The sequence below is a fragment of the Streptomyces sp. NPDC091416 genome (genome assembly GCF_044756845.1).
Taxonomy (GTDB): Bacteria; Actinomycetota; Actinomycetes; order Streptomycetales; family Streptomycetaceae; genus Streptomyces.
Map to the genome: position 1 here is coordinate 160,301 of NZ_JBIVTU010000001.1, position 23,402 is coordinate 183,702.

The following is a 23,402-nucleotide window of genomic DNA, read 5'->3' on the forward strand; positions in this document are numbered from 1 at the left end:
TTTCCCTCCCCTCCAGCCTCCCGGCCGCGGCGCTCCCGTTCGTCGGCCGCAGTGACGAACCGGCGCTGCATCCTTCGATGTACTCGCGGCTCACTCCCCGTACCGACGTGCCGAGAGGGCCGGACGTGTTGGATGAGAGGGTGTTCCCTCCTCCCCGTCCCCACCGCAGCGACATCCTCATCGCCGCCGTCGGGCTGCTCGGCGGAACGGTCCTGTCACTGGTCGGGCTGCACATGCAGACCGGCAGGCTCCTCGACTCGCCCTGGCTCGCACTCATCCCGCTCACGGTGATGTCGGGAGCGGAACTGCTGCGCCGGAGCGCGCCTCTGACGGCCCTGGCCATCGGCACCCTGGCCCTGGTCGCGGACCAGTTCACCCGCGGGAACCTGGCCACCCTGCTGATGTACACCGACCTCATGTACGCGGCCGTGCTGTACGGGACCCCGGCGGCCGCGCGACGCATCCCGGTGGTCACCTTCCTGATCACCGTCGGGGGCGCGGTCGGCTTCCTGGCCTGGTTCCGCGACGCCGAAGCGCTGCTCTTCGGCATCGTCATCGGTCTGATCTCGTTCGTCCCCGCGCTGACCGGGGTCAGCGTGCGCAACCACCGCGACGCCGCGGAGACCGCCCGGCTGCGGGCCGATCAGACCGCGCTGCTGGCGGAGATGGACCGGGTGCAGGCGGTGACCGCCGAACGCGCCCGGATGGCACGCGAACTGCACGACATGGTCGCCAACCACCTCTCCGCCATCGCCATCCACTCCACCGCCGCGCTCTCCATCGACGACCCGGCGACCTCCCGCGACGCCCTCGGAGTCATCCGCGAGAACAGCGTCGACGGTCTGGCCGAAATGCGCCGCCTGATCGGGCTGTTGCGCACCGGGGCCGCGGATCCGGAGCCGAGCAGCTCGCCGACCCTCGGCTCGCTGGACGCCCTCATCGAGCAGCACCGTACGAACGCCGTCTCCAGCGGACTGGTCTGCACCCTGAACGACACCCGCACCGACCCCGGCCGGCTGCCCGCCCCGGTGGAACTCGCCGCGTACCGCATCGTCCAGGAGTCCCTCACCAACGCGCTCAAGCACGCCGCGCCAGGCCCGGTCACGGTACGGCTGGAGCAGACGGGAGAGCGGCTGACGGTGGAGGTGGGCAGCGTCCTCGGGGACCGGCCCCGGCCGCGCGCACCGGGGTCGGGGGCCGGGCTGACCGGGATGCGGGAGCGGGTGGCGCTGCTCGGCGGGGAGTTCGAGGCAGGGCCCGTCCCCACCGGGGTCGGGCCGGGGATCTGGCAGGTACGGGCGCGACTGCCCGTGGACGAAGGGAGCGTGAGGCGATGACCATCAGGGTTCTGGTCGCCGAGGACCAGTCGGCCGTACGGGCGGGGCTGGTCCTCATCCTGGGCAGCGCGCCGGACATCGAGGTCGTCGGAGAGGCCGGTGACGGCGAGGAGGCCGTCCGACTGGCCCGCGAACTGCGCCCGGATCTGGTGCTGATGGACATCCAGATGCCCCGGCTGGACGGGGTCTCCGCGACGCGGCAGGTGGTGGCGGAGCGGCTCGCGGACGTACTGGTGCTGACGACGTTCGACCTGGACGCGTACGTGTTCGGCGCGCTGCGGGCCGGGGCGTCGGGCTTCCTGCTGAAGGACACCGAGGCGCGCGGGCTGCTCGACGCGGTCCGCACGGTGGCGGGCGGCGAGGGCCTGATCGCCCCGTCGGTGACGCGCCGGCTGATCGCGGAGTTCGCGGGCACCCCGCAGCGTCCCGCGCCGGGAGGCCCCGGCCGGGCGGTGCTGGACGCGCTCACCCGGCGGGAGCGCGAGGTGCTCGGCTGCCTCGGGGAGGGCATGTCGAACGCGGAGATCGCGGTGCGGCTGTCGATGGCCGAGGCGACGGTGAAGACGCACGTCAGCCGGTTGCTGGGGAAGCTGGAGCTGCGCAGCAGGGTCCAGGCGGCAGTACTGGCACAGGAGTTGGGCGTCTGAGGTTTATCCGCTCCCGACTCCGTTCTTTGGTCTGGACCTCTTGACGATTGGTCCAGACCTTCCTAATCTCACCGAGCACACTGCGGTGAGCCCGTCGCGACATGGCGGGCTCAGGGCGGCGCAGGGTTTGCAGTCCACGGACCATCCCCGTTTGTCCGGACCTCACCCGAGGAGCACCGTTGAGCACTGAGACCCCCCGCCGGACCCGATTCAGATTCGGGACCGGAAAAGCCACCAGATCCCGAGCAGTCGCGGGCCTCACCGCACTGCTCCTTCCGCTCGCCGCGATGGTCGGCCTGGCCGCCCCCGCCGAGGCCGCGACCTCCGCCACCGCCACGTACCTCAAGAAGTCCGACTGGGGCAGCGGCTTCGAGGGCCAGTGGACGGTGAAGAACACCGGAACCACCTCCCTGTCCTCCTGGACCATCGAGTGGGACTTCCCCTCCGGCACCGCGGTCGGCTCCGCCTGGGACGCCACCGTCACCAGTTCCGGAACCCACTGGACCGCCAAGAACCTCGGCTGGAACGGCACGGTCGCCCCCGGAGCCAGCATCAGCTTCGGCTTCAACGGCACCGGCTCCGGCGCCCCCTCCGGCTGCAAGCTGAACGGCGCCTCCTGCGACGGCGGCAGTGTCCCCGGTGACAACGCCCCGTCCGCGCCCGGGACGCCCACCGCGAGCGGCATCACCGACACCTCGGCGAAGCTCAGCTGGAGCGCCGCCACGGACGACCACGGCATCAAGAACTACGACGTCCTGCGGGACGGCGCCGTCGTCGCCACGGTCACCGGCACCACGTACACGAACACCGGCCTGACCGCGGGTACCGACTACTCGTACACCGTCCAGGCCCGTGACACCGCGGACCAGACCGGACCGGTCAGCGCCGCGGTCAAGGTGCACACCACCGGCGGCGGGGGCACCGACCCCGGCCCCGGCGGCGACAAGATCAACCTCGGGTACTTCACCGACTGGGGCGTCTACGGCCGCAACTACCACGTCAAGAACCTGGACACCTCGGGTTCGGCCGCGAAGATCACGCACATCAACTACGCCTTCGGCAACGTCCAGGGCGGCAAGTGCACGATCGGTGACTCGTACGCCGACTACGACATGGCCTACACCGCGGACAAGTCCGTCGACGGCGTGGCCGACACCTGGGACCAGCCGCTGCGCGGCAGCTTCAACCAGCTGCGGAAGCTCAAGGCGAAGTACCCGCACATCAAGGTCCTCTGGTCCTTCGGCGGCTGGACCTGGTCCGGCGGCTTCGGCCAGGCGGCACAGAACCCGGCCGCGTTCGCCCAGTCCTGCTACGACCTGGTCGAGGACCCCCGCTGGGCCGATGTCTTCGACGGCATCGACATCGACTGGGAGTACCCCAACGCCTGCGGTCTGACCTGTGACACCAGCGGCCCCGCCGCACTGAAGAACCTCACCACCGCGCTGCGTACGAAGTTCGGCAGCAACAACCTGGTGACCGCCGCGATCACGGCCGACGGCTCCGACGGCGGCAAGATCGACCTGGCCGACTACGCCGGCGCCGCGCAGTCGCTGAACTGGTACAACGTGATGACGTACGACTTCTTCGGTGCCTGGGACGCCAAGGGCCCGACGGCCCCGCACTCCCCGCTGACCTCGTACAGCGGCATCCCGAAGGCCGGCTTCAACTCCGCCGACGCCATCGCCAAGCTGAAGGCCAAGGGCGTCCCCGCCTCGAAGCTGCTGCTCGGCATCGGCTTCTACGGCCGCGGCTGGACCGGCGTCACCCAGGCGGCACCGGGCGGCACGGCCACCGGCGCGGCACCGGGTACGTACGAGGCGGGCATCGAGGACTACAAGGTCCTGAAGAACAGCTGCCCCGCCACCGGCACGGTCGCCGGTACGGCGTACGCGCACTGCGGCACCAACTGGTGGAGCTACGACACCCCGGCCACCATCGGCACCAAGATGGCCTGGGCGAAGAGCCAGGGTCTGGGTGGGGCGTTCTTCTGGGAGTTCAGCGGTGACACCGCGAACGGTGAACTCGTGAGTGCGATGGGCAACGGCCTCAACTAACCCCCACGAGGCAGTCGCACCCCGAAAAAGCGCCGGGGAGACAGGTCCGCCCCCTGTCTCCCCGGTTTTCGCATGCTCCGTGTACGTGCCCCGCGGCACTCGGGCCGCGTTGCCGCTCCCCCGGACGGCGTCCGCGAGGCGACCCCGACTGCGAGGCCCCCGCTCAAGCCACGTTGACCCGCTGGCCGGGCGGTGCCGCCTCCAGCCAGGCGAGGAACCCGGTCAGGGCGTCCTCGCTCATCGCCAGCTCCAGGCGGGTCTCCCGGTGGAGACAGCCGAGCACGACGGCGTCGGAGAGAAGCGCGAGCTCCTCCTCGCCCTCGGGCAGCCGACGGGCGACCACCTCGATCGAGGAGCGCTCCAGCACCCGGCGCGGGCGCGGGGAGTAGCTGAAGACCCGGAACCAGTTCACCTTGTCGCCGCTGTAGCGGGCGACTCCGTACACCCAGCCCTTGCCCGAGAGGTCGGGCTCCTCCGGGACGTTCCATCGCAGACTGCAGTCGAAGGTCCCGCCGGAACGCTGAATCAGCCGCCGGCGCAGACCGAAGACGAAGAGCCCCAACAGGACCAGTGCGACGATCAGCCCGCCCACCCACAGCGCGAGGTACATCTCCACCGACCTCCTCGCGTCATCGAGTAAACGGATACCGCACGAACTTCACCTGCACCTGCATCGCCTCAGCCGCGACACGGTCTGGAGGGGTCTCCAGCACGGGCCGCGGCTGAGGGTAAAGCCGTTTCGCGGGGCGACTAGTGCACCGCCACCGCACGCAGTCGCACATCGGCGCGGCGCTCGGCAGCGCTGTCCGTGTCCGACTTCGCACGCTCGAACGCACGCTCCGCGCGCTCGACGTCGATCTCGTCCGCCAGCTCGGCAATCTCCGCCAGCAGCGAGAGCTTGTCGTCGGCGAAGGAGATGAAACCACCGTGCACAGCGGCGACGACAGTGCCGCCTTCGCTCGTACGGATCGTCACCGGGCCCGATTCCAGCACACCCAGGAGCGGCTGGTGACCGGGCATGACGCCGATGTCGCCGGACGTGGTACGTGCGACAACGAGGGTGGCCTCGCCGGACCAGACACTGCGGTCCGCGGCGACCAGCTCGACATGCAGCTCAGCAGCCAAGGGTGGCTCCTCGGGTCACCACCCGGCGGTCGTGCCGGGTGTTGGGTCAATTCTACGGGGCGTGGTGAGGGGGGCGGGACACACCCACCCCCCTCGGTGAGCCGGAGGCTCAGGAGACGCCGAGCTCCTTGGCGTTGGCCTTCAGGTCCTCGATGCCACCGCACATGAAGAACGCCTGCTCGGGGAAGTGGTCGTACTCCCCGTCACAGATCGCGTTGAACGCGGCGATCGACTCGTCGAGCGGAACGTCCGAACCGTCCAGGCCGGTGAACTGCTTGGCGGCGTGGGTGTTCTGCGACAGGAAGCGCTCGACGCGACGGGCACGGTGGACAACGAGCTTGTCCTCCTCGCCCAGCTCGTCGATACCGAGGATCGCGATGATGTCCTGGAGGTCCTTGTACTTCTGCAGGATCCCCTTGACACGGCTGGCCGTGTCGTAGTGGTCCTGCGCGATGTAGCGCGGGTCCAGGATGCGGGACGTGGAGTCCAGCGGGTCCACGGCCGGGTAGATGCCCTTCTCGGAGATCGGACGGGAGAGAACCGTCGTCGCGTCGAGGTGGGCGAACGTGGTGGCCGGGGCCGGGTCGGTCAGGTCGTCCGCGGGGACGTAGATCGCCTGCATCGAGGTGATCGAGTGACCACGCGTCGAGGTGATGCGCTCCTGGAGCACACCCATCTCGTCGGCCAGGGTCGGCTGGTAACCCACTGCGGACGGCATGCGCCCGAGCAGCGTGGAGACCTCGGAACCGGCCTGCGTGAAGCGGAAGATGTTGTCGATGAAGAGCAGCACGTCCTGCTTCTGCACATCGCGGAAGTACTCCGCCATGGTCAGGGCGGACAGGGCCACGCGAAGACGCGTGCCCGGCGGCTCGTCCATCTGGCCGAAGACCAGCGCGGTCTTCTCCAGAACGCCCGAGTCCGTCATCTCGTCGATGAGGTCGTTGCCCTCACGGGTGCGCTCACCGACGCCGGCGAACACCGACACACCGTCGTGCAGCTTCGCCACACGCATGATCATTTCCTGGATGAGGACCGTCTTGCCGACGCCCGCACCACCGAACAGACCGATCTTGCCGCCCTTGACGTACGGGGTCAGCAGGTCGACGACCTTCAGGCCGGTCTCGAACATCTCGGTCTTCGACTCGAGCTGGTCGAAGGCCGGGGCCTTGCGGTGGATCGGCCAGCGCTCGGTGATCTGCGCCTCGGCCTCCGGCTCGTTCAGGATCTGGCCGAGGGTGTTGAACACCTTGCCCTTGGTGATGTCACCGACGGGAACGGTGATGCCCGCGCCCGTGTCGGTCACCGGGGCCTGGCGGACCAGACCGTCGGTGGGCTGCATCGAGATCGCGCGGACCACGCCGTCACCCAGGTGCTGGGCGACTTCGAGGGTCAGCGTCTTACGAGCGCCGGCCTCGGCCGGGTCGTCGACCTCGACGTGCAGGGCGTTGTAGATCTCCGGCATCGCGTCGACGGGGAACTCCACGTCGACGACCGGGCCGATGACCCGGGCGACGCGGCCCGTGGCAGCGGCCGTCTCAACTGTCGTCGTCATTACTTGTCACTCCCCGCGGACGCGTCGGCCAGCGCACCTGCACCGCCGACGATCTCGCTGATTTCCTGGGTGATTTCGGCCTGGCGGGCCGCGTTGGCAAGCCGGGAGAGGCTCTTGATCAGATCCCCGGCATTGTCGGTCGCCGACTTCATCGCGCGGCGGCGGGCGGCGTGCTCGGAAGCGGCAGCCTGCAGCAGTGCGTTGTAGATGCGGCTCTCGACGTAGCGCGGCAGAAGGGCGTCCAGGACGTCCTCCGCCGACGGCTCGAAGTCGAACAGGGGAAGGATCTCGTCCTTCTCCGTGCTCTCCTTCGCGACCTCGTCGATCGAGAGCGGCAGCATCCGGCCGTCGACCGCGTTCTGCGTCATCATCGACACGAACTCGGTGAAGACGATGTGCAGCTCGTCGACGCCGCCCTCGGCCGTGTCCTTCTGGATGGACTCGATCAGGGGCGCGGCGATCTTCTTGGCGTCCGCGTACTCCGGGCTGTCGGTGAAGCCGGTCCACGACTCCACGACCTTGCGCTCGCGGAAGCCGTAGTAGGCGACACCCTTGCGGCCGACGATGTACGTGTCGACCTCCTTGCCCTCGGCCGCCAGCCGCTCCCGCAGCTTCTCCGCCGCCTTGATGGCGTTGGAGGAGTAGCCGCCGGCCAGACCGCGGTCGCTCGTGAGGAGCAGGACCGCGGCACGGACCGGGGACTCGGCCTCGGTGGTGAGCGGGTGCTTGGTGTTGGAGCCGGTCGCCACCGCCGTCACCGCGCGGGTGAGCTCGGTGGCGTACGGCATCGACGCCGTCACCTTGCGCTGCGCCTTGACGATGCGCGAGGCGGCGATCATCTCCATCGCCTTGGTGATCTTCTTGGTCGCGGTGACGGCTTGGATGCGGCGCTTGTAAACGCGAAGCTGAGCGCCCATCGATCAGCCCTCGCCCAGGAGCTTGCCGTCCGAGGTCTCGAACTGCTGCTTGAAGGCGGCGATCGCGTCGGCGATCGACTGCAGCGTGTCGTCGGACATCTTGCCGCCCTCGGCGATGCTGGTCAGGAGGTCCTTGCGCTCACGGCGCAGGAACTCCAGCAGCTCGCTCTCGAAGCGACGGATGTCCTCGACCGGGACGTCGTCCATCTTGCCCGTGGTGCCGGCCCAGACCGAGACGACCTGCTCCTCCATCGGGAACGGGGCGTACTGCGGCTGCTTCAGCAGCTCGACCATGCGCTTACCGCGCTCCAGCGACGCCTTGGAGGCCGCGTCCAGGTCGGAACCGAAGGCGGCGAACGCCTCCAGCTCACGGAACTGGGCGAGGTCCACGCGCAGTCGGCCGGAAACCTGCTTCATGGCCTTGTGCTGGGCGGAGCCACCGACTCGGGAGACCGAGATACCGACGTTGAGTGCCGGACGCTGACCCGCGTTGAACAGGTCGGACTCCAGGAAGCACTGGCCGTCGGTGATGGAGATGACGTTGGTCGGGATGAACGCCGACACGTCGTTCGCCTTGGTCTCGACGATCGGGAGGCCCGTCATCGAACCGGCGCCCATGTCGTCGGAGAGCTTGGCGCAGCGCTCCAGCAGACGCGAGTGCAGGTAGAAGACGTCGCCCGGGTAGGCCTCGCGGCCCGGCGGACGGCGCAGCAGAAGCGACACGGCGCGGTAGGCGTCGGCCTGCTTCGAGAGGTCGTCGAAGATGATCAGAACGTGCTTGCCGTCGTACATCCAGTGCTGGCCGATGGCCGAGCCGGTGTACGGCGCCAGGTACTTGAAGCCGGCCGGGTCGGACGCCGGGGCGGCGACGATGGTCGTGTACTCGAGCGCGCCGGCCTCTTCCAGGGCACCTCGCACGGAGGCGATGGTGGAACCCTTCTGACCGATGGCGACGTAGATGCAGCGCACCTGCTTGTTCACGTCGCCCGAGCGCCAGTTGTCGCGCTGGTTGATGATCGTGTCGACGGCCAGCGCGGTCTTACCCGTCTGACGGTCGCCGATGATCAGCTGACGCTGGCCGCGGCCGATCGGCACCATGGCGTCGACGGCCTTGTAGCCGGTCTGCATCGGCTCGTGCACCGACTTACGGACCATGACGCCAGGGGCCTGCAGTTCGAGGGCGCGACGGCCTTCGGTCGCGATCTCGCCGAGGCCGTCGATCGGGTTGCCGAGCGGGTCGACGACGCGGCCGAGGTAACCCTCGCCGACGCCGACGGAGAGCACCTCACCGGTGCGCTGCACCGGCTGGCCCTCCTCGATTCCGCTGAACTCGCCGAGGACGATCGCACCGATCTCGCGCTCTTCGAGGTTGAGGGCGAGACCGAGGGTTCCGTCCTCGAACTTCAGCAGTTCGTTCGCCATGGCGGAGGGCAGGCCCTCCACCTTCGCGATGCCGTCGCCGGCAACGCTGACCGTTCCGACCTCCTCGCGCGAGGCCGCGTCCGGCTGGTACGACTGGACAAAGTTCTCCAGTGCGTCCCGGATCTCCTCCGGCCGGATCGTGAGCTCCGCCATCTGGGTTCCCTGCTCTCCTTGTTGGGCCCGAAGTTTCTTAAGGGGGTCTGGGGGCCGACCCCCAGGAATCTTCTGCAATTTCTGCACGGCCCAACCGGGCCGCTGGTCTTGCTCTGTTCTGTTTGGTACGTCGCGCTGCGTCAGCCGGCCATGCGACGGGTCGCCTCGTCGAGGCGCTCCGCGATGGAGCCGTTGATGACCTCGTCACCGACCCGCACCACGATCCCGCCGAGGACCTCGGGGTCCACGTCGAGGCTCAGGTGCATCTGCCGGCCGTAGATCTTCGCCAGCGCGGCGCCGAGACGCTGCTTCTGCCGGTCACTGAGCGGCACGGCCGTGGTGACGACCGCCACCACGCGGTCCCGGCGCTCCGCAGCGAGCTTGGAGAGGGACTCGAGTCCCGCTTCCAGGCTACGTCCACGGGGCTGGGTCACGAGCCGCACGACGATGCGCTCGGTGGTGGGCCGCGTCTTTCCGCCGAGCAGGCTGCGCAGCAGCTCGCCCTTGGCGGCGGGGGTCGCGGTCCGGCTGGTCAGCGCGGAGCGCAGCTCGGTGTCCGAGGCCACGATCCGGCCGAACCGGAACAGCTCGTCCTCGACGTCGTCGAGGTCTCCGCTGCGCTGGGCGGCGGTGAGGTCTGCGGTGTTCGCCAGCTCCTCGGTCGAGTCGACCAGGTCACGCGACTGCGACCAGCGCGAGCGGACCATGCCGGAGACCAGGTCGAGGGCTTCGCCGCCCACCTGGCCGCCCAGCAGCCGTCCGGCCAGCTCGGCCCTGGCCTCGCCGGCCTGCGCCGGGTCGGTCAGGACCCGGCGCAGTGACACCTCGCGGTGCAGCAGCGCCGTGACGCCGGCCAGGTCCTCGGCGAGCTTCGCCGCGTCGACCGACGTGTTGTCGGTCAGCGCGTCGAGCCGCTCGCGTGCGGCAGCCAGTGCCTCGCGGCTCGCGCTGTTCATCGGACTGCCTCGGCCTTCGCCTCGAGCTCGTCGAGGAACCGGTCGACGGTGCCGCTCTGCCGGGCGTGGTCCTCGAGGGACTCGCCGACGAGCTTGCCGGCCAGGTCGGTGGCGAGCTTGCCCACGTCCTGACGCAGCGCCGAGGCGGCGGCCTTGCGGTCGGCCTCGATCTGGGCGTGACCGGCGGCGACGATCTCCTCGCGCTGCCGCTGGCCTTCCGCCCTCATCTCCTGCAGGATCACGGCGCCCTGCTCCTGCGCCTCCTGGCGCAGACGAGCGGCTTCGTGGCGGGCCTCGGCGAGCTGAGCCTTGTACTGCTCAAGAACGCTCTGGGCCTCGGTCTGGGCCGCATCGGCCTTTTCGATACCGCCTTCGATGGCCTCGCGGCGCTCTTCCAGAACCTTGTTGATGTTCGGGAGGAGCTTCTTGGCGAGGAAGCCGAAGACGATGACGAAAGCGATGAGGCCAATGACGAGCTCAGGGATCGGCGGGATGAGCGGGTTTTCCGCTTCCTCCGCCGCGAGCTGAACCAGGGGGTTCACGTCAGTGCCTTCCGTCGAATGGGCTGTTCGCGACCGGTCAGGAGGTCGGGTAGACGAACGGCATGACCAGACCGATCAGGGCGAGCGCCTCACAGAAGGCGAAGCCGAGAATCTGGTTGGCGCGGATGAGACCGGCAGCCTCGGGCTGACGGGCGAGCGCCTGGGTGCCGTTACCGAAGATGATGCCGATGCCGACACCGGGGCCGATCGCGGCGAGGCCGTAACCGATCGAGCCGAGGTTGCCCTTGATTTCGACGCCGGCGGCGAGGGTCTGGAGAGCGGACATGCCGGTTCTTCCTTCTCTTTCAATGTCCGGTGGGGGTTGGCCACCGGGTGCTTCAGGAGGTGGGTGCTCAGTGGCCCTTGGCGAGAGCGCCCTGGACGTAGCTGCAGGCCAGCAGCACGAACACATAGGCCTGGACAGCCTGGATGAAGAGCTCGAAGGCGGTCATCACGATGACCATCACGAACGACACGCCTGCGTAGGCGAAGCCGATGCCGTTGAGCAGGTACCAGCTGGCGATCGTGAAGAGCAGCAGGAGGGTGTGTCCCGCGAACATGTTCGCGAACAGTCGGACCGCGTGCGTGAACGGCCGGACCAGCAGGTTCGAGAAGAACTCGATGGTCATCGAGAGCGGCAGGACCCCGCCGAGGCTCTTGTCGTAGCCCGTGAAGTTCTTGAACGCCCCGACGAAACCGTGCTTCTTGAAGGTCAGGACGACCCACAGGATGTACACGATCCCGGCGAGAGCCGCCGGATACGAGATGATCGCGGTCACGGGGAACTGGGCGACCGGGATGATGGACCAGAGGTTCATCATCCAGATGACGAAGAACAGCGAGACCATCAGCGGGACGTACTTCTCGCCGTCCTTCTTGCCGATCGTCTCGTAGACGATGCCGCGGCGGACGAAGTCGTATCCGGCTTCGGCCACCATCTGAAGCTTGCCGGGCACCAACTTCGGCTTGCGGAAGGCGGCCCAGAAGAAGCCAACGATGATGACCGAGCCGAGCAGGGCCAGCAGCATCGTCTTGTTGAAGTACAAGTTGCTGTCCGCGTCGCCCCAGAGGGGCTCGAACAGGAACGAGTGCAGGCCGGGTGCCGGGAAACCACAACCGTCGAAGATGTGGCAATCGGTCTCGAAGGCGAGCACCTGTGTCGGGTCAGCACTCACCGCGGGCTCCTTCAGCGTGGCGCATAGGTACGGCAACCTCGTTGTGTCGGCGCGGCGCGCAGCCGCGGTTCGGCACTGGACTGGTGTTTCGGATGTGTGAGCGGCAGTCAGGCATGTGAGCCTCGCGATCGTGCAGGCGTCAGCTCACATGCCCGCGCCCGCAGTGCCGCAGTTGGAACCGGACGATAGCAGGGTCTCGAACCTGCACTTATTCCGCCCCTACCCTTCACGCTCCGGACCCCGGCTTTTTGGGCTTTTCGTCCTTGTCGGACTCGGGTTCCACGTAAAGGATCTTGGCCTTCATGTGCGCACGCGCCTGTGCGCCGATCCACACGAGTGTCGTCACGACCAGAGTGATCGCGAAGGCCTTCGGGTTGAACAGCGAGGTGTTCTTGAATACGGCGACGAAGATGAACAGCAGCAGGAGTTGCGCCGTGTACAGCGCGAGCCCCATCGCCTGGAAGAGGTGGGGCATGGACCGGGCGGTCCGTTGCAGGACCACCAGTCCGATCCCCATGAAGAGGATGACCACGATCGTCGCAACGATCGCGCCCAGGGCTCCCTTGCCGCCGGCGACGCCAGCGCTGACCGCGGCGGCGACTGCGCCGGCGACAGCGGTGGGTACGGCGGTCTGGAGGAGAGTCCGGACGTCGTTGGACGGCATGGCGGCAGCTCCGCTTGCTGGGGGTGGGCAGTGTGTCGTCATGGACGAGCGTAGGCCCGGTCCGAGTCGAAGCCTCGGGGCCAAGGGACCGTGCTACTCAGGTCCTTCGGCTCTGTCACCGGGTTCGTGAACGGTATCACAAACTATTTGATGAGGTCTTTACCTAGAAAGTGTGCTTGCTGTCACACGTGAGAGCTAATCAGCGCGTGTGAGCAAGACAACTCAACGACTTGTCTGGTATTGCCCCTTGGTGACCGAATCAACGAGGCGTCGAGTCGGCCTTGCGGCGGTCCGCGAAGCGTGATCGGTGACCGATCGCCGTCGCTCCGTTGACGCCGGACACCCCCGCGGCGATCGGGGCCTGCGGAGCGGCCTCGTGCCCATTCTGCCCCATCTGATCACCCACGGGCCCCTGTTGGCTCTCCAGCCCCTGCGACAACCCCGTCCCGGGTCCCGCCCCGCGGCGCCGGCGGCGGTACCGCGGCGGTACGAAGCGCTCCGCCCAGCGCGGTGCGCGCGGGGTGAACCGGGGCATCAGCAGGAGGATCAGGCCGAGCGCGCTCAGCCCCACGATCAGGAGCACGATCCACATCGACGTCGAGTGCACCGAGTAGCCGACCGCGCCGAAGGCGATCAGGGCCGACCAGAAGTACATGATCAGCACCGACCGGCTGTGCGAATGGCCGATCTCCAGCAGCCGGTGGTGCAGATGGCCGCGGTCCGCGGCGAAGGGCGACTGGCCGTTCCACGTGCGCCGCACGATCGCCAGCACCAGGTCCGCCGCGGGGATGGCGATGATCGTCAGCGGCAGCAGGAGCGGGATGAAGACCGGCAGCATCGCGTGCGTCGCCTGCCGCTCGCTCCCCGCGAACAGCTTCATCGCGTCCGGGTCGACCTGTCCCGTGACGGAGATCGCACCGGCGGCGAGGACGAGGCCGATCAGCATCGACCCGGAGTCCCCCATGAAGATCCGCGCGGGATGCATGTTGTGCGGCAGGAAGCCGAGGCACATGCCCATCAGGATCGCCGTGAAGAGCGTCGCGGGGGCCGCGGCCTCGATCCCGTACCCGTACCAGAGCCGGTAGGTGTAGAGGAAGAGCGCGGCCGCGGCGATGCACACCATGCCGGCCGCCAGGCCGTCGAGACCGTCGACGAAGTTGACCGCGTTGATGGTGATGACGACGAGCGCGACCGTCAGCAGCGTGCCCTGCCACTGGGTGAGCGGGACGGTGCCGACGCCCGGGATCGGCAGCCACAGGATCGTGAGGCCCTGGAGCACCATGACCGCCGCGGCGATCATCTGCCCGCCGAGCTTGATCAGGGCGTCGATCTCGAACTTGTCGTCCAGGACACCGATCAGCCAGATCAGCGCGGCTCCGGAGAGCAGCGCGCGCGGTTCGTTGGAGAGCTCGAAGACGCCGTCGAGGTTGGCCAGATGATCGGCGACGATCAGCCCGGCACACAGCCCGCCGAACATGGCGATGCCGCCGAGCCTCGGTGTCGGTTCGCGGTGGACGTCGCGCGCACGGATCGCGGGCATCGCCCCGACCGCGATGGCGAACTTACGCACCGGGCCGGTGAGCAGATACGTCACCGCGGCCGTGACACAGAGCGTCAGCAAGTAATCACGCACGGGCTGCCCCATAAATGTCGCCGGCCATCTCAGCCCACACTTTAGCCCCGCTCCTGATTCCGTCCCCCCACGTGCCGGCCCCGCTCAACCAGGGCGGCCTCGTGGTGGAGGACACGGCAGGCCCCGCGATGGTTGCACAGGCTGGCGCCCTCGCGGAGATCAGATGCGTTTCACCCGGGGTACGGCGGATGCTGTGCGGCCATCTCCCGCACCTCCGCGAGGACGTCGCCCTCCTCGCGCACCGCTGACCCCATCAGCACCGCGAGGCGGGCCATGTCGGTGTCGTCCATGCCCTGCGTGGTGACGGCCGCGGTGCCGAGCCTGATGCCTCGGGCGTCCCCGTACGGCAGCGCGCAGGTGTCCAGCACCAGGCCGGCCGCGGCCAGCCGGGTCCGGGCGGTGGGGCCGTCGACGCCGAGCGGGGCGGGGTCGGCGACGATCAGGTGGGTGTCGGTGCCGCCGGTCGTGACGTCGAAACCCTCGGCCTCCAGGCCGGCGGCCAGGACCCGGGCGTGGTTGACGACCTGGTGGGCGTACGCGGCGAAGGCGGGCGCGGCCGCCTCGCCGAACGCGACGGCCTTCGCCGCCACCGTGTGCATCTGGGCGCCGCCCTGGGTGAACGGGAAGACGGCCCGGTCGATCCGCTCCGCCAGCTCCGCGCCGCACAGGATCATGCCGCCGCGCGGTCCGCGCAGCACCTTGTGCGTGGTGGCGCAGACCACGTCCGCGTACGGCACGGGGTTCGGCGCCGCTCCCCCGGCGATCAGGCCCATCGGATGTGCGGAGTCGGCGATGAGGTACGCGCCCACCTCGTCGCAGATCTCCCGGAACTGCTCGTGGTCGGGGTGGCGGGGGTAGGAGATCGAGCCGCTGACGATGGCCTTGGGCCGGTGCGTACGGGCCAGGGTGCGGACCTGGGCGTAGTCGATCAGGCCGCTCTCGGAGTCCACCCCGTAGCCGATGAACTCGAACCAGCGGCCGGAGAAGTTGGCGGGCGAGCCGTGCGTGAGGTGGCCGCCGTACGGGAGGCCCATCGCGAGGACCGTGTCGCCGGGACGCAGCAGCGCCGCATAGGCCGCGAGGACGGCCGAGGATCCGGAGTGGGGCTGCACATTGGCGTGCTCGGCGCCGAAGAGCGCGGTGGCCCGGCGGATCGCGATGCGTTCGGCCGCGTCCGCCTGCTCGCAGCCGCCGTGATGGCGGGCGCCGGGGTAGCCCTCGGCGTACTTGTTGGCGAGCGGGGAGCCGAGGGCGGCCAGGACCGCGGGCGAGCTGAAGTTCTCCGCCGCGGTCAGCTGGAGGGTGCCGGACTGCCGGCGGAGCTCTTCCACCAGGACGTCGGCGATCTCCGGATCCTCCCGGAGCAGGGCGTCGAAGTCCTGCGGCAGGGCGGCGACGGCGGAGGGTGCGGCAGCAGCGGTGGTGACCGGCATCGGGGGCTCCGGGCCTGGGGAGGGGCGACGCCCGGGGAGGGTGGCGTCAGCTCCAATGTAGGCCCGGGGCGGGGCCGCTGCCCGCCGTCCTGAGCCATGACGCACCCGATCGGCCCCCAGGGGACCAGGTCCTCGCCGTACGGCCGTCAGCGCGGCAGGGACGGCCTCCCGGGCGGCCCTTCAGTGCGGCGCGGAGACACCCGTCAGCGCGGTGACGACGGGGTCCAGGGCCTGGTTGATCTCGTCGCCGATGGACCGGAAGAAGGTGATGGGGGCGCCGTACGGGTCGTAGACCTCGTCGGCCTCGGCGGTCGGGGCCAGCAGCCAGCCGCGCAGCGCGGCGGCCGCACGGACCAGGGCGCGGGCACGCTCGACGACGCCCTCGTCCCTCGCGTCGGGCAGCGTCGCGGGGTCTATCGCCCGGACCAGGCGGGTGAATTCCTTGAGCGTGAAGGTGCGCAGTCCGGCCGAGTGACCCATCGAGATCACCTGGGCGCGGTGGTCGCGGGTGGCGGTGAGCACCAGGTCGGCGCGGATCACGTGCTCGTCGAGGAGTTCGCGGCCGACGAACCCGGTGGCGTCGGCGCCGAAGTCGGCGAGGACCACCTCCGCGTTCGCCTCCATCGGGGCGCCCTCGTGCCCCCAGGTGCCCGCGCTCTCCACGATCAGCCCGCCCAGGAACGGGTCGCCCAGGCGGTCCACGAGGGCATGCCGCGTCAGCCGCTCGGTGATCGGTGAGCGGCAGACGTTGCCGGTGCTGACGTGGAGGATGCGGAAGGTGTCGGTCTGCCCCGCTATGCCACGCCCCTCAGGGGCGGTCAATTGGCCACCTCGAGGTCGGGTACCACCTTGCGCAGCTCCTCCGCGGAGAGCGCGCCGGCGCGCAGCAGGACCGGCACCTTGCCGGTGACGTCGACGATCGAGGACGGGACGATGCCCGGGGTCGGGCCGCCGTCGAGGTACACGGAGACGGCGTCGCCGAGCATCTCCTGGGCGGCGTCGCAGTCCTCGGGCGAGGGGTGTCCGGTGAGGTTGGCGCTGGAGACGGCCATCGGGCCGACCTCCGTGAGCAGCTCGATGGCGACCGGGTGCAGCGGCATCCGGATGGCGACGGTGCCGCGGGTGTCGCCGAGGTCCCACTGGAGCGAGGGCTGGTGCTTGGCGACGAGCGTCAGCGCACCCGGCCAGAAGGCGTCGACGAGTTCCCACGCCTGCTCCGAGAAGTCGGTGACCAGGCCGTGCAGGGTGTTCGGCGAGCCGATGAGGACCGGGGACGGCATGTTGCGGCCGCGGCCCTTGGCCTCCAGGAGGTCGCCGACGCTCTCGGAACTGAAGGCGTCCGCACCGATCCCGTAGACGGTGTCGGTGGGCAGCACGACCAGTTCGCCGCGGCGGACGGCGGACGCGGCCTCGCGCAGACCCGTCGTACGGTCCGTGGCGTCGTTGCAGTCGTATCGCCGTGCCATCAGCCGGCCTCCTCAAGCATGTACGGGTAGGGGTGGTTTCCTCCGGTCACGGCATGGCCTTGCGGGCCGTGGCGAACCGGGGGCGCCTGTTGAGGTCGGGGTGGTCGGCCGCGTCGGCCCAGCCACGCTCCTCGGTGAAGATCCACGGCACCTGGCCGCCCTGGGTGTCGGCGTGCTCGATGACGACGAGGCCGCCGGGACGCAGCAGACGGTGGGCGGTGCGCTCGATGCCGCGGATGGTGTCGAGGCCGTCCTCGCCGGAGAAGAGGGCCATCTCCGGGTCGTGGTCACGGGCCTCGGGGGCCACGTACTCCCATTCGGTGAGCGGGATGTACGGCGGGTTGGAGATGACCAGGTCGACCTGTCCGTCGAGCTCGGGAAGGGCCGTCAGCGCGTCTCCGCGGTGCACGGTGACCCTGGACCCCTCGGCGTTCTTCCTGGTCCATTTGAGGGCGTCCTCGGACAGCTCCACGGCGTGCACGCGCGAGCGCGGCACCTCCTGGGCCATGGCGAGGGCGATGGCGCCCGATCCGGTGCAGAGGTCGACGATCATCGGCTCGACGACGTCCATCGCGCGGACGGCGTCTATCGCCCAGCCGACGACCGACTCGGTCTCCGGCCGGGGCACGAAGACGCCGGGGCCGACCTGGAGCTCCAGGTAGCGGAAGAAGGCGCGGCCGGTGATGTGCTGGAGCGGTTCGCGGGCCTCGCGCCGGGCGATGGTCTCCCAGTAGCGGGCGTCGAAGTCGGCGTCCGGCACGTTGTGGAGTTCGCCCCGCTTGACGCCGTGCACGAACGCGGCGAGTTCCTCCGCGTCGAATCGCGGTGAAGGGACACCGGCGTCGGCCAGCCGCTGGGTGGCCTGGGCCACCTCGGCGAGCAGCAGGTTCATCGCGGTTCTCCGTACGGGTTACGAGCGGGGCGGTGGGGCTCGGGGCTCGGGGCGACCGTCACCTGGGGTGCGGCGTCGCGGGGCCGGGCACGCGCGTCTGCGGCGTTGTCGTCAATCACAAGGGCTCCGCCATTGCTCAGTCCTCCGCCTTGCAGCTGCACGCACCCAGCCCCGCTCCTTCTTCCACCCCCATGTGCCGGCCGCCCTTACGCGGCGGCGAGCTTGGCTGCGGAGTCGGCGTCGACACAGGCCTGGATCACGGCGTCCAGGTCCCCGTCGAGCACCTGGTCCAAGTTGTACGCCTTGAAGCCGACGCGATGGTCCGAGATGCGGTTTTCCGGGAAGTTGTACGTACGGATCTTCTCGGACCGGTCGACCGTGCGCACCTGGCTGCGGCGCACGTCGGACGCTTCCTGCTCGGCGGCTTCCTGGGCCGCGGCGAGAAGCCTCGACCGCAGGATACGCATGGCCTGCTCCTTGTTCTGGAGCTGGCTCTTCTCGTTCTGGCAGGAGGCGACGACACCGGTGGGCAGGTGCGTGATGCGGACCGCGGAGTCCGTGGTGTTGACGGACTGGCCGCCGGGGCCGGAGGAGCGGTACACGTCGATACGGAGATCGTTGGCGTGGATCTCGACGTCGACCTCCTCGGCCTCGGGCGTGACGAGCACACCGGCGGCCGAGGTGTGGATGCGGCCCTGGGACTCGGTGGAGGGCACGCGCTGCACGCGGTGCACGCCGCCCTCGTACTTCATCCGGGCCCAGACACCCTGGCCGGGCTCGGTGGCACCGTTGCCGCCCTTGGTCTTCACGGCGACCTGGACGTCCTTGTAGCCGCCGAGCTCGGACTCGGTGGAGTCGATGATCTCGGTCTTCCAGCCGACGCGCTCGGCGTAGCGCAGGTACATGCGCAGCAGATCACCGGCGAACAGGGCGGACTCGTCGCCGCCCGCGCCCGCCTTGATCTCCAGGAGCACGTCCTTGTCGTCACTGGGGTCACGGGGTACGAGCAGGAGGCGGAGCTTCTCGGTGAGCTCCTCGCGCTCCTTCTCCAGGTCCTTGACCTCTGCGGCGAAGTCGGGGTCGTCGGCGGCGAACTCTCGGGCGGTCTCGATGTCGTCGCCGGTCTGCTTCCAGGAGCGGTATGTGGCGACGATCGGGGTCAGCTCGGCGTAGCGCTTGTTGAGCTTGCGCGCGTTGGCCTGGTCGGCGTGGACCGACGGGTCCGCGAGCTTCTTCTCGAGATCGGACTGTTCGCCGATCAGTTCCTCGACCGCCTCGAACATCTTCGGGCTCCTGGTTTCTACGCTCATCGTGCCTGCCGGCCGGCGGATGCCTGCCGTGCGGGATACGGGGTCGCCGTCGTCCCGGCCGGAAAAAAACGCCGGTCCCGGCGCCCCCGGGAAGAGGGCGCCAAGGACCGGCGCAGTGGCTCGCTACTTGCTGGCGGAGCCGGCGGCCTTGCCGAAGCGGGCCTCGAAGCGGGCCACGCGGCCACCGGTGTCGAGGATCTTCTGCTTGCCCGTGTAGAACGGGTGGCACTCGGAGCAGACGTCGGCACGGATGGCGCCGCTGTCCAGGGTGGACCGAGTGGTGAACGACGCGCCACAGGTGCAGCTGACCTGAGTCTCGACGTACTGGGGGTGAATGTCGCGCTTCAAGGGTTTCTCCTAGGTTCGGGAGGGCGCCGGGTCGTACGCACGGATTGCGCGTCCGTGAACCGGGGCCGACGTACCAGTCTGCCAGGACTGGCCGTATCTCCCAAAACGGGGGTCGGCCGCCCGCTATTCCCGGTGCCGGTCGCGGGTGGGGCCGTCACTGCACGATCTGCCCGGCGTCGCCCTTGTCGCCCGCCGACTTCTCGGTGGCGGAGGCGGGGATCGGCCGGTCGTGGAGGAGCGCCTGCCACACCTGCTTGCCGGCCTCCTCCTGCGGGATGACGCGGTTCGGGTCGGCGGGGTCGTACTCCACGGGCAGCGTCACCATGTGGACGTCGTCCGAGCCGAGCCCCTTGAGGCCGCTCGCGAAGGACGCGAGTTCCTTGACGGAGCCGAGGTCGGAGTCGGTGGTGATGGCCTTGGTCGCGGTGTCCGCGATGCCGTACAGCTTGGTGCCGTCGAGGATGCCCACGCTCTTGGCCTGTTCCATCAGCGCCTTGATGAAGGCCTGCTGGAGCTGGATGCGGCCGAGGTCGCTGCCGTCGCCGACACTCTTGCGGGTGCGGACGAGGCCGAGCGACTCCTCGCCGTTCAGGGTGTGGGTGCCCGGCTCCAGGTTCAGATGGCTCTTGGAGTCGTTGATCGCCTGCTTGGTGGTGATCTCGACGCCGCCGAGCTTGTCGACCAGCTTCTTGAACCCGGTGAAGTCGACCTCGATGTAGTGGTCCATGCGGATCCCGGACATCGACTCGACGGTCTTGACCGCGCAGGCCGGTCCGCCGACCTCGTACGCCGTGTTGAACATCGCCCGCTGCTCCCCGGCGACGGGCTGTCCGCTCTCGTCGCCGGTGCACTCGGGCCGGGTGACGAGGGTGTCGCGCGGGATGGAGACGACACTCGCCGTCCTGTGGCCCTTGTTGACGTGCACGACCATCGCCGTGTCCGAGCGGGCGCCGCCCTGGTCCTCGCCGTACTGCGCGTTGGCGCCGGAACGCGAGTCGGAGCCGAGGACGAGGATGTCCTCGGAGCCGTTGTCGACGTTGTCGGGGCGGTCCTTGCCCAGCGCGTTGTTGATGTCGACGGCCTTGAGATTGCCGTTGAGGTGGACGTACGCGTACCCGAGTCCCGCTCCGCCGACGACGACCAGGCCGGCCAGACTCCACACGGCCGTGACGGTCGCCCTGCGGCGGCGGGACGGCTTCCTCCGGCGTTTGCCGGTGGCCCGTATTCGGCTGCTGCTCCCGCTCTGCCCGCTCATCCGTCTCCTCGTTCCTCGGCTGCTCCCGGCTACCCCCTGCAATGGTGTGCGGGTCCGTATGCCGCTTTGTCGCCCATGACGTCACGCGTGGTGTCGCTCCTGGTTACGACGCGGCGGCGACAAGAAGGGTTGCACAGGGGCCTGTGGCCTCCGGGCGGCCCCGGGACCGGCTCAAGGAGTCCGGGAACAGCCGGTCACCCGGCACTCACCTGCGGTTTCTTGCCCGCTACAGGCAACGGGGCGTGGCCGTGGGCCCACCGGCCGTGTGGCGAAGGTCTCGGGAGGGCAACGGCACAGGGCCGCCCCCGGCACCGAAGTGCCGGGGGCGGCCCTGTGTACTGCCGACGGGCTGCGACTAGTCGTTGTTGCCCGGAGCCGGCGTCGTCTTCTGGATCTGGAGCAGGAACTCCGCGTTGGACTGGGTCTTCTTCATCCGGTCCAGGAGGAGCTCGATCGCCTGCTGCTGGTCCAGTGCGTGGAGCACCCGGCGCAGCTTCCAGGTAATCGCCAACTCGTCGCTGCCGAGCAGGATTTCTTCCTTACGGGTGCTGGACGCGTCGACGTCCACCGCCGGGAAGATGCGCTTGTCGGAGAGCTTGCGGTCGAGCTTGAGCTCCATGTTGCCGGTGCCCTTGAACTCCTCGAAGATCACCTCGTCCATGCGCGAGCCGGTCTCGACGAGCGCGGTGGCCAGGATGGTCAGCGAACCGCCGTCCTCGATGTTGCGCGCCGCACCGAAGAACCGCTTCGGCGGGTAGAGCGCGGTCGAGTCGACACCACCGGACAGGATGCGTCCGGAAGCCGGGGCGGCGAGGTTGTACGCGCGTCCCAGACGGGTGATCGAGTCCAGCAGGACGACGACGTCGTGACCCAGCTCGACGAGACGCTTGGCGCGCTCGATGGCCAGCTCGGCGACGGTGGTGTGGTCCTCGGCGGGACGGTCGAAGGTCGAGGAGATGACCTCGCCCTTCACCGACCGCTGCATGTCGGTGACCTCTTCCGGACGCTCGTCGACCAGGACGACCATCAGGTGGCACTCGGGGCTGTTGACCGTGATCGCGTTGGCGATCGCCTGGAGGATCATGGTCTTACCGGTCTTCGGCGGGGCCACGATCAGGCCTCGCTGGCCCTTGCCGATGGGGGCGACCAGGTCGATGATCCGCGTCGTCAGGACGTTGGAGTCGGTCTCCAGACGGAGCCGGTCCTGCGGGTACAGCGGCGTCAGCTTCTGGAACTCCGGGCGGCCGCGGCCGGTTTCGGGCGCCATGCCGTTGACCGAGTCGAGGCGGACCAGCGCGTTGAACTTCTCGCGGCGCTCGCCGTCCTTGGGCTGGCGCACGGCACCGGTGACGTGGTCACCCTTGCGCAGACCGTTCTTGCGGACCTGGGCGAGCGAGACGTACACGTCGTTCGGGCCCGGCAGGTAGCCGGAGGTCCGGATGAACGCGTAGTTGTCGAGGATGTCCAGGATGCCCGCGACGGGGATCAGGACGTCGTCGTCGCTGACCGGCGGCGCGTCGCTCGCGAAGTCGTCGCGGCCACGACGGCCGCGGCGGTCGCGGTAGCGGCCCCGGCGGCCACGGCGGCCGCCCTCGTCGTCGAAGTCGTCCTGCGGTCCGCCGCCGCCCTGCTGGCCCTGGTTCTGCCCCTGGCCACCCTGGCCGCCGCCCTGGCCGCCCTGACGCTGACGCTGGCCGCCCTGGCCGCCGCCCTGCTCGTCGCCCTTGCCGCGGCGGTCGCGCTGACGCTCGCGGCGCTCACCGCGTTCGCCCCGCTGGCCGCGGTCCTGGCGGTCGCCACGACGGCCTTCGGCGTTGTCCGCGGCGGCTTCGGCCTTGGACTCGGAACGGTCCTCGGCGGGGGCCTCGTGCTTCGGCTCGTCCTGCGCGCGGTCCTTGGCCTGAGCCTTGGCGTCCGGCTTGGTGTCCGGGCTGCCCGCCTGCGCGGTCGCACGGCGCCGACGACGCTCGCCCGTGGGCTGGTCGTCGCTGGCCGGCTGGCCGGGGATGTCGATCTGCTGCTGGGCCGTGGCCTTCTCGGCGGGTGCGGCGGCCGGGGTCTCGGCCCCGGTGCCGGTGCGCGCCTTGGAGGTGGCCCGGCGCTTCGGCTTGGTCTCCGCCTCTTCGGCGGGGGCCGGGGCGGCCTTGGCCTTGGGCGCGGAGGAGCCGCCGGCCTGGGCCTCCTTGATGACCTCGATCAGCTGGCTCTTGCGCATCCGCGCAGTGCCCTTGATCCCGAGGCCGGACGCGACCTGCTGCAGCTCGGCCAGGACCATGCCGTCAAGGCCGGTGCCGGAGCGGCGGCGCCGTGCGGTGGTGCCAGTGGCAGCACCTTCGGCGGGCGCGGCGCTGTCGACGCTCTTGTCGGCAGTCACGCCCATCAGATCGGTGGTGTCGCTCACGAAGGGTCCTTCCCTGGAGCGGACGTCGGCCTTCTGGCTCGGCGACCGGTTGTGCTGTCCGACTGCGGTCTTCGGTGCGGACCGTGCCGGGGCGGTGGTCCGCCGGATAGGTACGGCGGA

General features: G+C 69.5%; 22 protein-coding genes. 3 read left to right on the forward strand and 19 right to left on the reverse strand.

Annotation, left to right across the window (positions count from 1 at the left end):
• Positions 1-140 precede the first annotated feature (140 nt).
• The 3 genes from ACIQMX_RS00485 to ACIQMX_RS00495 all read left to right on the forward strand — a co-directional run bounded on the left by ACIQMX_RS00485 (position 141) and on the right by ACIQMX_RS00495 (position 4,038).
• Entirely contained in the window at positions 141-1,337 is a 1,197-nt protein-coding gene (locus tag ACIQMX_RS00485; RefSeq protein ID WP_402474120.1) for a sensor histidine kinase, read from the forward strand.
• Positions 1,334-1,984 carry a response regulator transcription factor gene (locus tag ACIQMX_RS00490; protein WP_363074541.1) on the forward strand — a complete coding sequence of 217 codons (651 nt, stop codon included), beginning with the start codon at positions 1,334-1,336 and terminating at the stop codon, positions 1,982-1,984. The genes ACIQMX_RS00485 and ACIQMX_RS00490 overlap by 4 nt, the downstream gene beginning before the upstream one ends.
• A 179-nt stretch (positions 1,985-2,163) precedes the next feature.
• Positions 2,164-4,038, forward strand: a complete 1,875-nt coding sequence (locus tag ACIQMX_RS00495; RefSeq protein ID WP_363074543.1) for a glycoside hydrolase family 18 chitinase — start codon at positions 2,164-2,166, stop codon at positions 4,036-4,038.
• A gap of 163 nt (positions 4,039-4,201) precedes the next feature.
• On the opposite strand, the gene ACIQMX_RS00500 is transcribed toward ACIQMX_RS00495, so the two are convergent.
• The 19 genes from ACIQMX_RS00500 to rho form a co-directional block, all read right to left on the reverse strand.
• Complete coding sequence (locus ACIQMX_RS00500) at positions 4,202-4,648, reverse strand: DUF2550 domain-containing protein (RefSeq protein WP_363074625.1); 447 nt, start codon at positions 4,646-4,648, stop codon at positions 4,202-4,204.
• Between the two features lie 140 nt (positions 4,649-4,788).
• Positions 4,789-5,163 (reverse strand): F0F1 ATP synthase subunit epsilon, encoded by a 375-nt coding sequence (locus ACIQMX_RS00505; protein WP_148020742.1) that lies wholly within the window; start codon positions 5,161-5,163, stop codon positions 4,789-4,791.
• A 109-nt stretch (positions 5,164-5,272) separates the two neighbouring features.
• The gene (atpD, locus tag ACIQMX_RS00510; protein ID WP_136328753.1) at positions 5,273-6,715 is read right to left on the reverse strand and encodes a F0F1 ATP synthase subunit beta; all 1,443 of its coding nucleotides are present in this window, start codon (positions 6,713-6,715) and stop codon (positions 5,273-5,275) included.
• A complete protein-coding gene (locus tag ACIQMX_RS00515; RefSeq protein WP_363074545.1) occupies positions 6,715-7,632 on the reverse strand; it encodes a F0F1 ATP synthase subunit gamma in 918 nt (305 codons plus the stop codon). Before ACIQMX_RS00515 ends, atpD begins: the two co-directional genes overlap by 1 nt.
• Positions 7,633-7,635: 3 nt before the next feature.
• On the reverse strand, positions 7,636-9,207 hold the full coding sequence (gene atpA, locus ACIQMX_RS00520) for a F0F1 ATP synthase subunit alpha (protein ID WP_363074547.1): 1,572 nt from the start codon (positions 9,205-9,207) through the stop codon (positions 7,636-7,638).
• A 140-nt stretch (positions 9,208-9,347) separates the two neighbouring features.
• Positions 9,348-10,163 carry a F0F1 ATP synthase subunit delta gene (locus ACIQMX_RS00525; RefSeq protein ID WP_363074549.1) on the reverse strand — a complete coding sequence of 272 codons (816 nt, stop codon included), beginning with the start codon at positions 10,161-10,163 and terminating at the stop codon, positions 9,348-9,350.
• Positions 10,160-10,705, reverse strand: coding sequence for a F0F1 ATP synthase subunit B (locus ACIQMX_RS00530; protein ID WP_136328757.1), 546 nt, complete (start codon positions 10,703-10,705; stop codon positions 10,160-10,162). The genes ACIQMX_RS00525 and ACIQMX_RS00530 overlap by 4 nt, the downstream gene beginning before the upstream one ends.
• 37 nt (positions 10,706-10,742) lie before the next feature.
• A complete protein-coding gene (atpE, locus tag ACIQMX_RS00535; RefSeq protein ID WP_018102636.1) occupies positions 10,743-10,991 on the reverse strand; it encodes an ATP synthase F0 subunit C in 249 nt (82 codons plus the stop codon).
• A gap of 67 nt (positions 10,992-11,058) precedes the next feature.
• Positions 11,059-11,880 carry a F0F1 ATP synthase subunit A gene (gene atpB, locus ACIQMX_RS00540; RefSeq protein ID WP_148020738.1) on the reverse strand — a complete coding sequence of 274 codons (822 nt, stop codon included), beginning with the start codon at positions 11,878-11,880 and terminating at the stop codon, positions 11,059-11,061.
• Positions 11,881-12,106: 226 nt separating this feature from the next.
• Complete coding sequence (locus ACIQMX_RS00545; RefSeq protein WP_363074552.1) at positions 12,107-12,544, reverse strand: hypothetical protein; 438 nt, start codon at positions 12,542-12,544, stop codon at positions 12,107-12,109.
• A 259-nt stretch (positions 12,545-12,803) separates the two neighbouring features.
• Positions 12,804-14,189, reverse strand: a complete 1,386-nt coding sequence (locus tag ACIQMX_RS00550; RefSeq protein WP_363074554.1) for an MraY family glycosyltransferase — start codon at positions 14,187-14,189, stop codon at positions 12,804-12,806.
• Between the two features lie 158 nt (positions 14,190-14,347).
• On the reverse strand, positions 14,348-15,610 hold the full coding sequence (glyA, locus tag ACIQMX_RS00555) for a serine hydroxymethyltransferase (protein WP_363074556.1): 1,263 nt from the start codon (positions 15,608-15,610) through the stop codon (positions 14,348-14,350).
• Positions 15,611-15,790: 180 nt separating this feature from the next.
• On the reverse strand, positions 15,791-16,432 hold the full coding sequence (locus ACIQMX_RS00560; RefSeq protein WP_363074558.1) for a protein-tyrosine-phosphatase: 642 nt from the start codon (positions 16,430-16,432) through the stop codon (positions 15,791-15,793).
• Positions 16,429-17,076, reverse strand: coding sequence for an L-threonylcarbamoyladenylate synthase (locus ACIQMX_RS00565; protein ID WP_363074560.1), 648 nt, complete (start codon positions 17,074-17,076; stop codon positions 16,429-16,431). The genes ACIQMX_RS00560 and ACIQMX_RS00565 overlap by 4 nt, the downstream gene beginning before the upstream one ends.
• A 46-nt stretch (positions 17,077-17,122) precedes the next feature.
• Positions 17,123-17,968: a peptide chain release factor N(5)-glutamine methyltransferase gene (gene prmC, locus ACIQMX_RS00570; protein WP_363074562.1), complete on the reverse strand. Its 846-nt coding sequence runs from the start codon at positions 17,966-17,968 to the stop codon at positions 17,123-17,125.
• Positions 17,969-18,174: 206 nt separating this feature from the next.
• On the reverse strand, positions 18,175-19,251 hold the full coding sequence (prfA, locus tag ACIQMX_RS00575) for a peptide chain release factor 1 (protein WP_363074564.1): 1,077 nt from the start codon (positions 19,249-19,251) through the stop codon (positions 18,175-18,177).
• Between the two features lie 150 nt (positions 19,252-19,401).
• Positions 19,402-19,626 (reverse strand): 50S ribosomal protein L31, encoded by a 225-nt coding sequence (rpmE, locus tag ACIQMX_RS00580; protein ID WP_136328765.1) that lies wholly within the window; start codon positions 19,624-19,626, stop codon positions 19,402-19,404.
• A 154-nt stretch (positions 19,627-19,780) separates the two neighbouring features.
• Positions 19,781-20,881 (reverse strand): LCP family protein, encoded by a 1,101-nt coding sequence (locus tag ACIQMX_RS00585; protein WP_363074566.1) that lies wholly within the window; start codon positions 20,879-20,881, stop codon positions 19,781-19,783.
• A 355-nt stretch (positions 20,882-21,236) separates the two neighbouring features.
• Positions 21,237-23,282: a transcription termination factor Rho gene (gene rho / locus ACIQMX_RS00590; RefSeq protein WP_363074568.1), complete on the reverse strand. Its 2,046-nt coding sequence runs from the start codon at positions 23,280-23,282 to the stop codon at positions 21,237-21,239.
• Between the last annotated feature and the right edge of the window lie 120 nt (positions 23,283-23,402).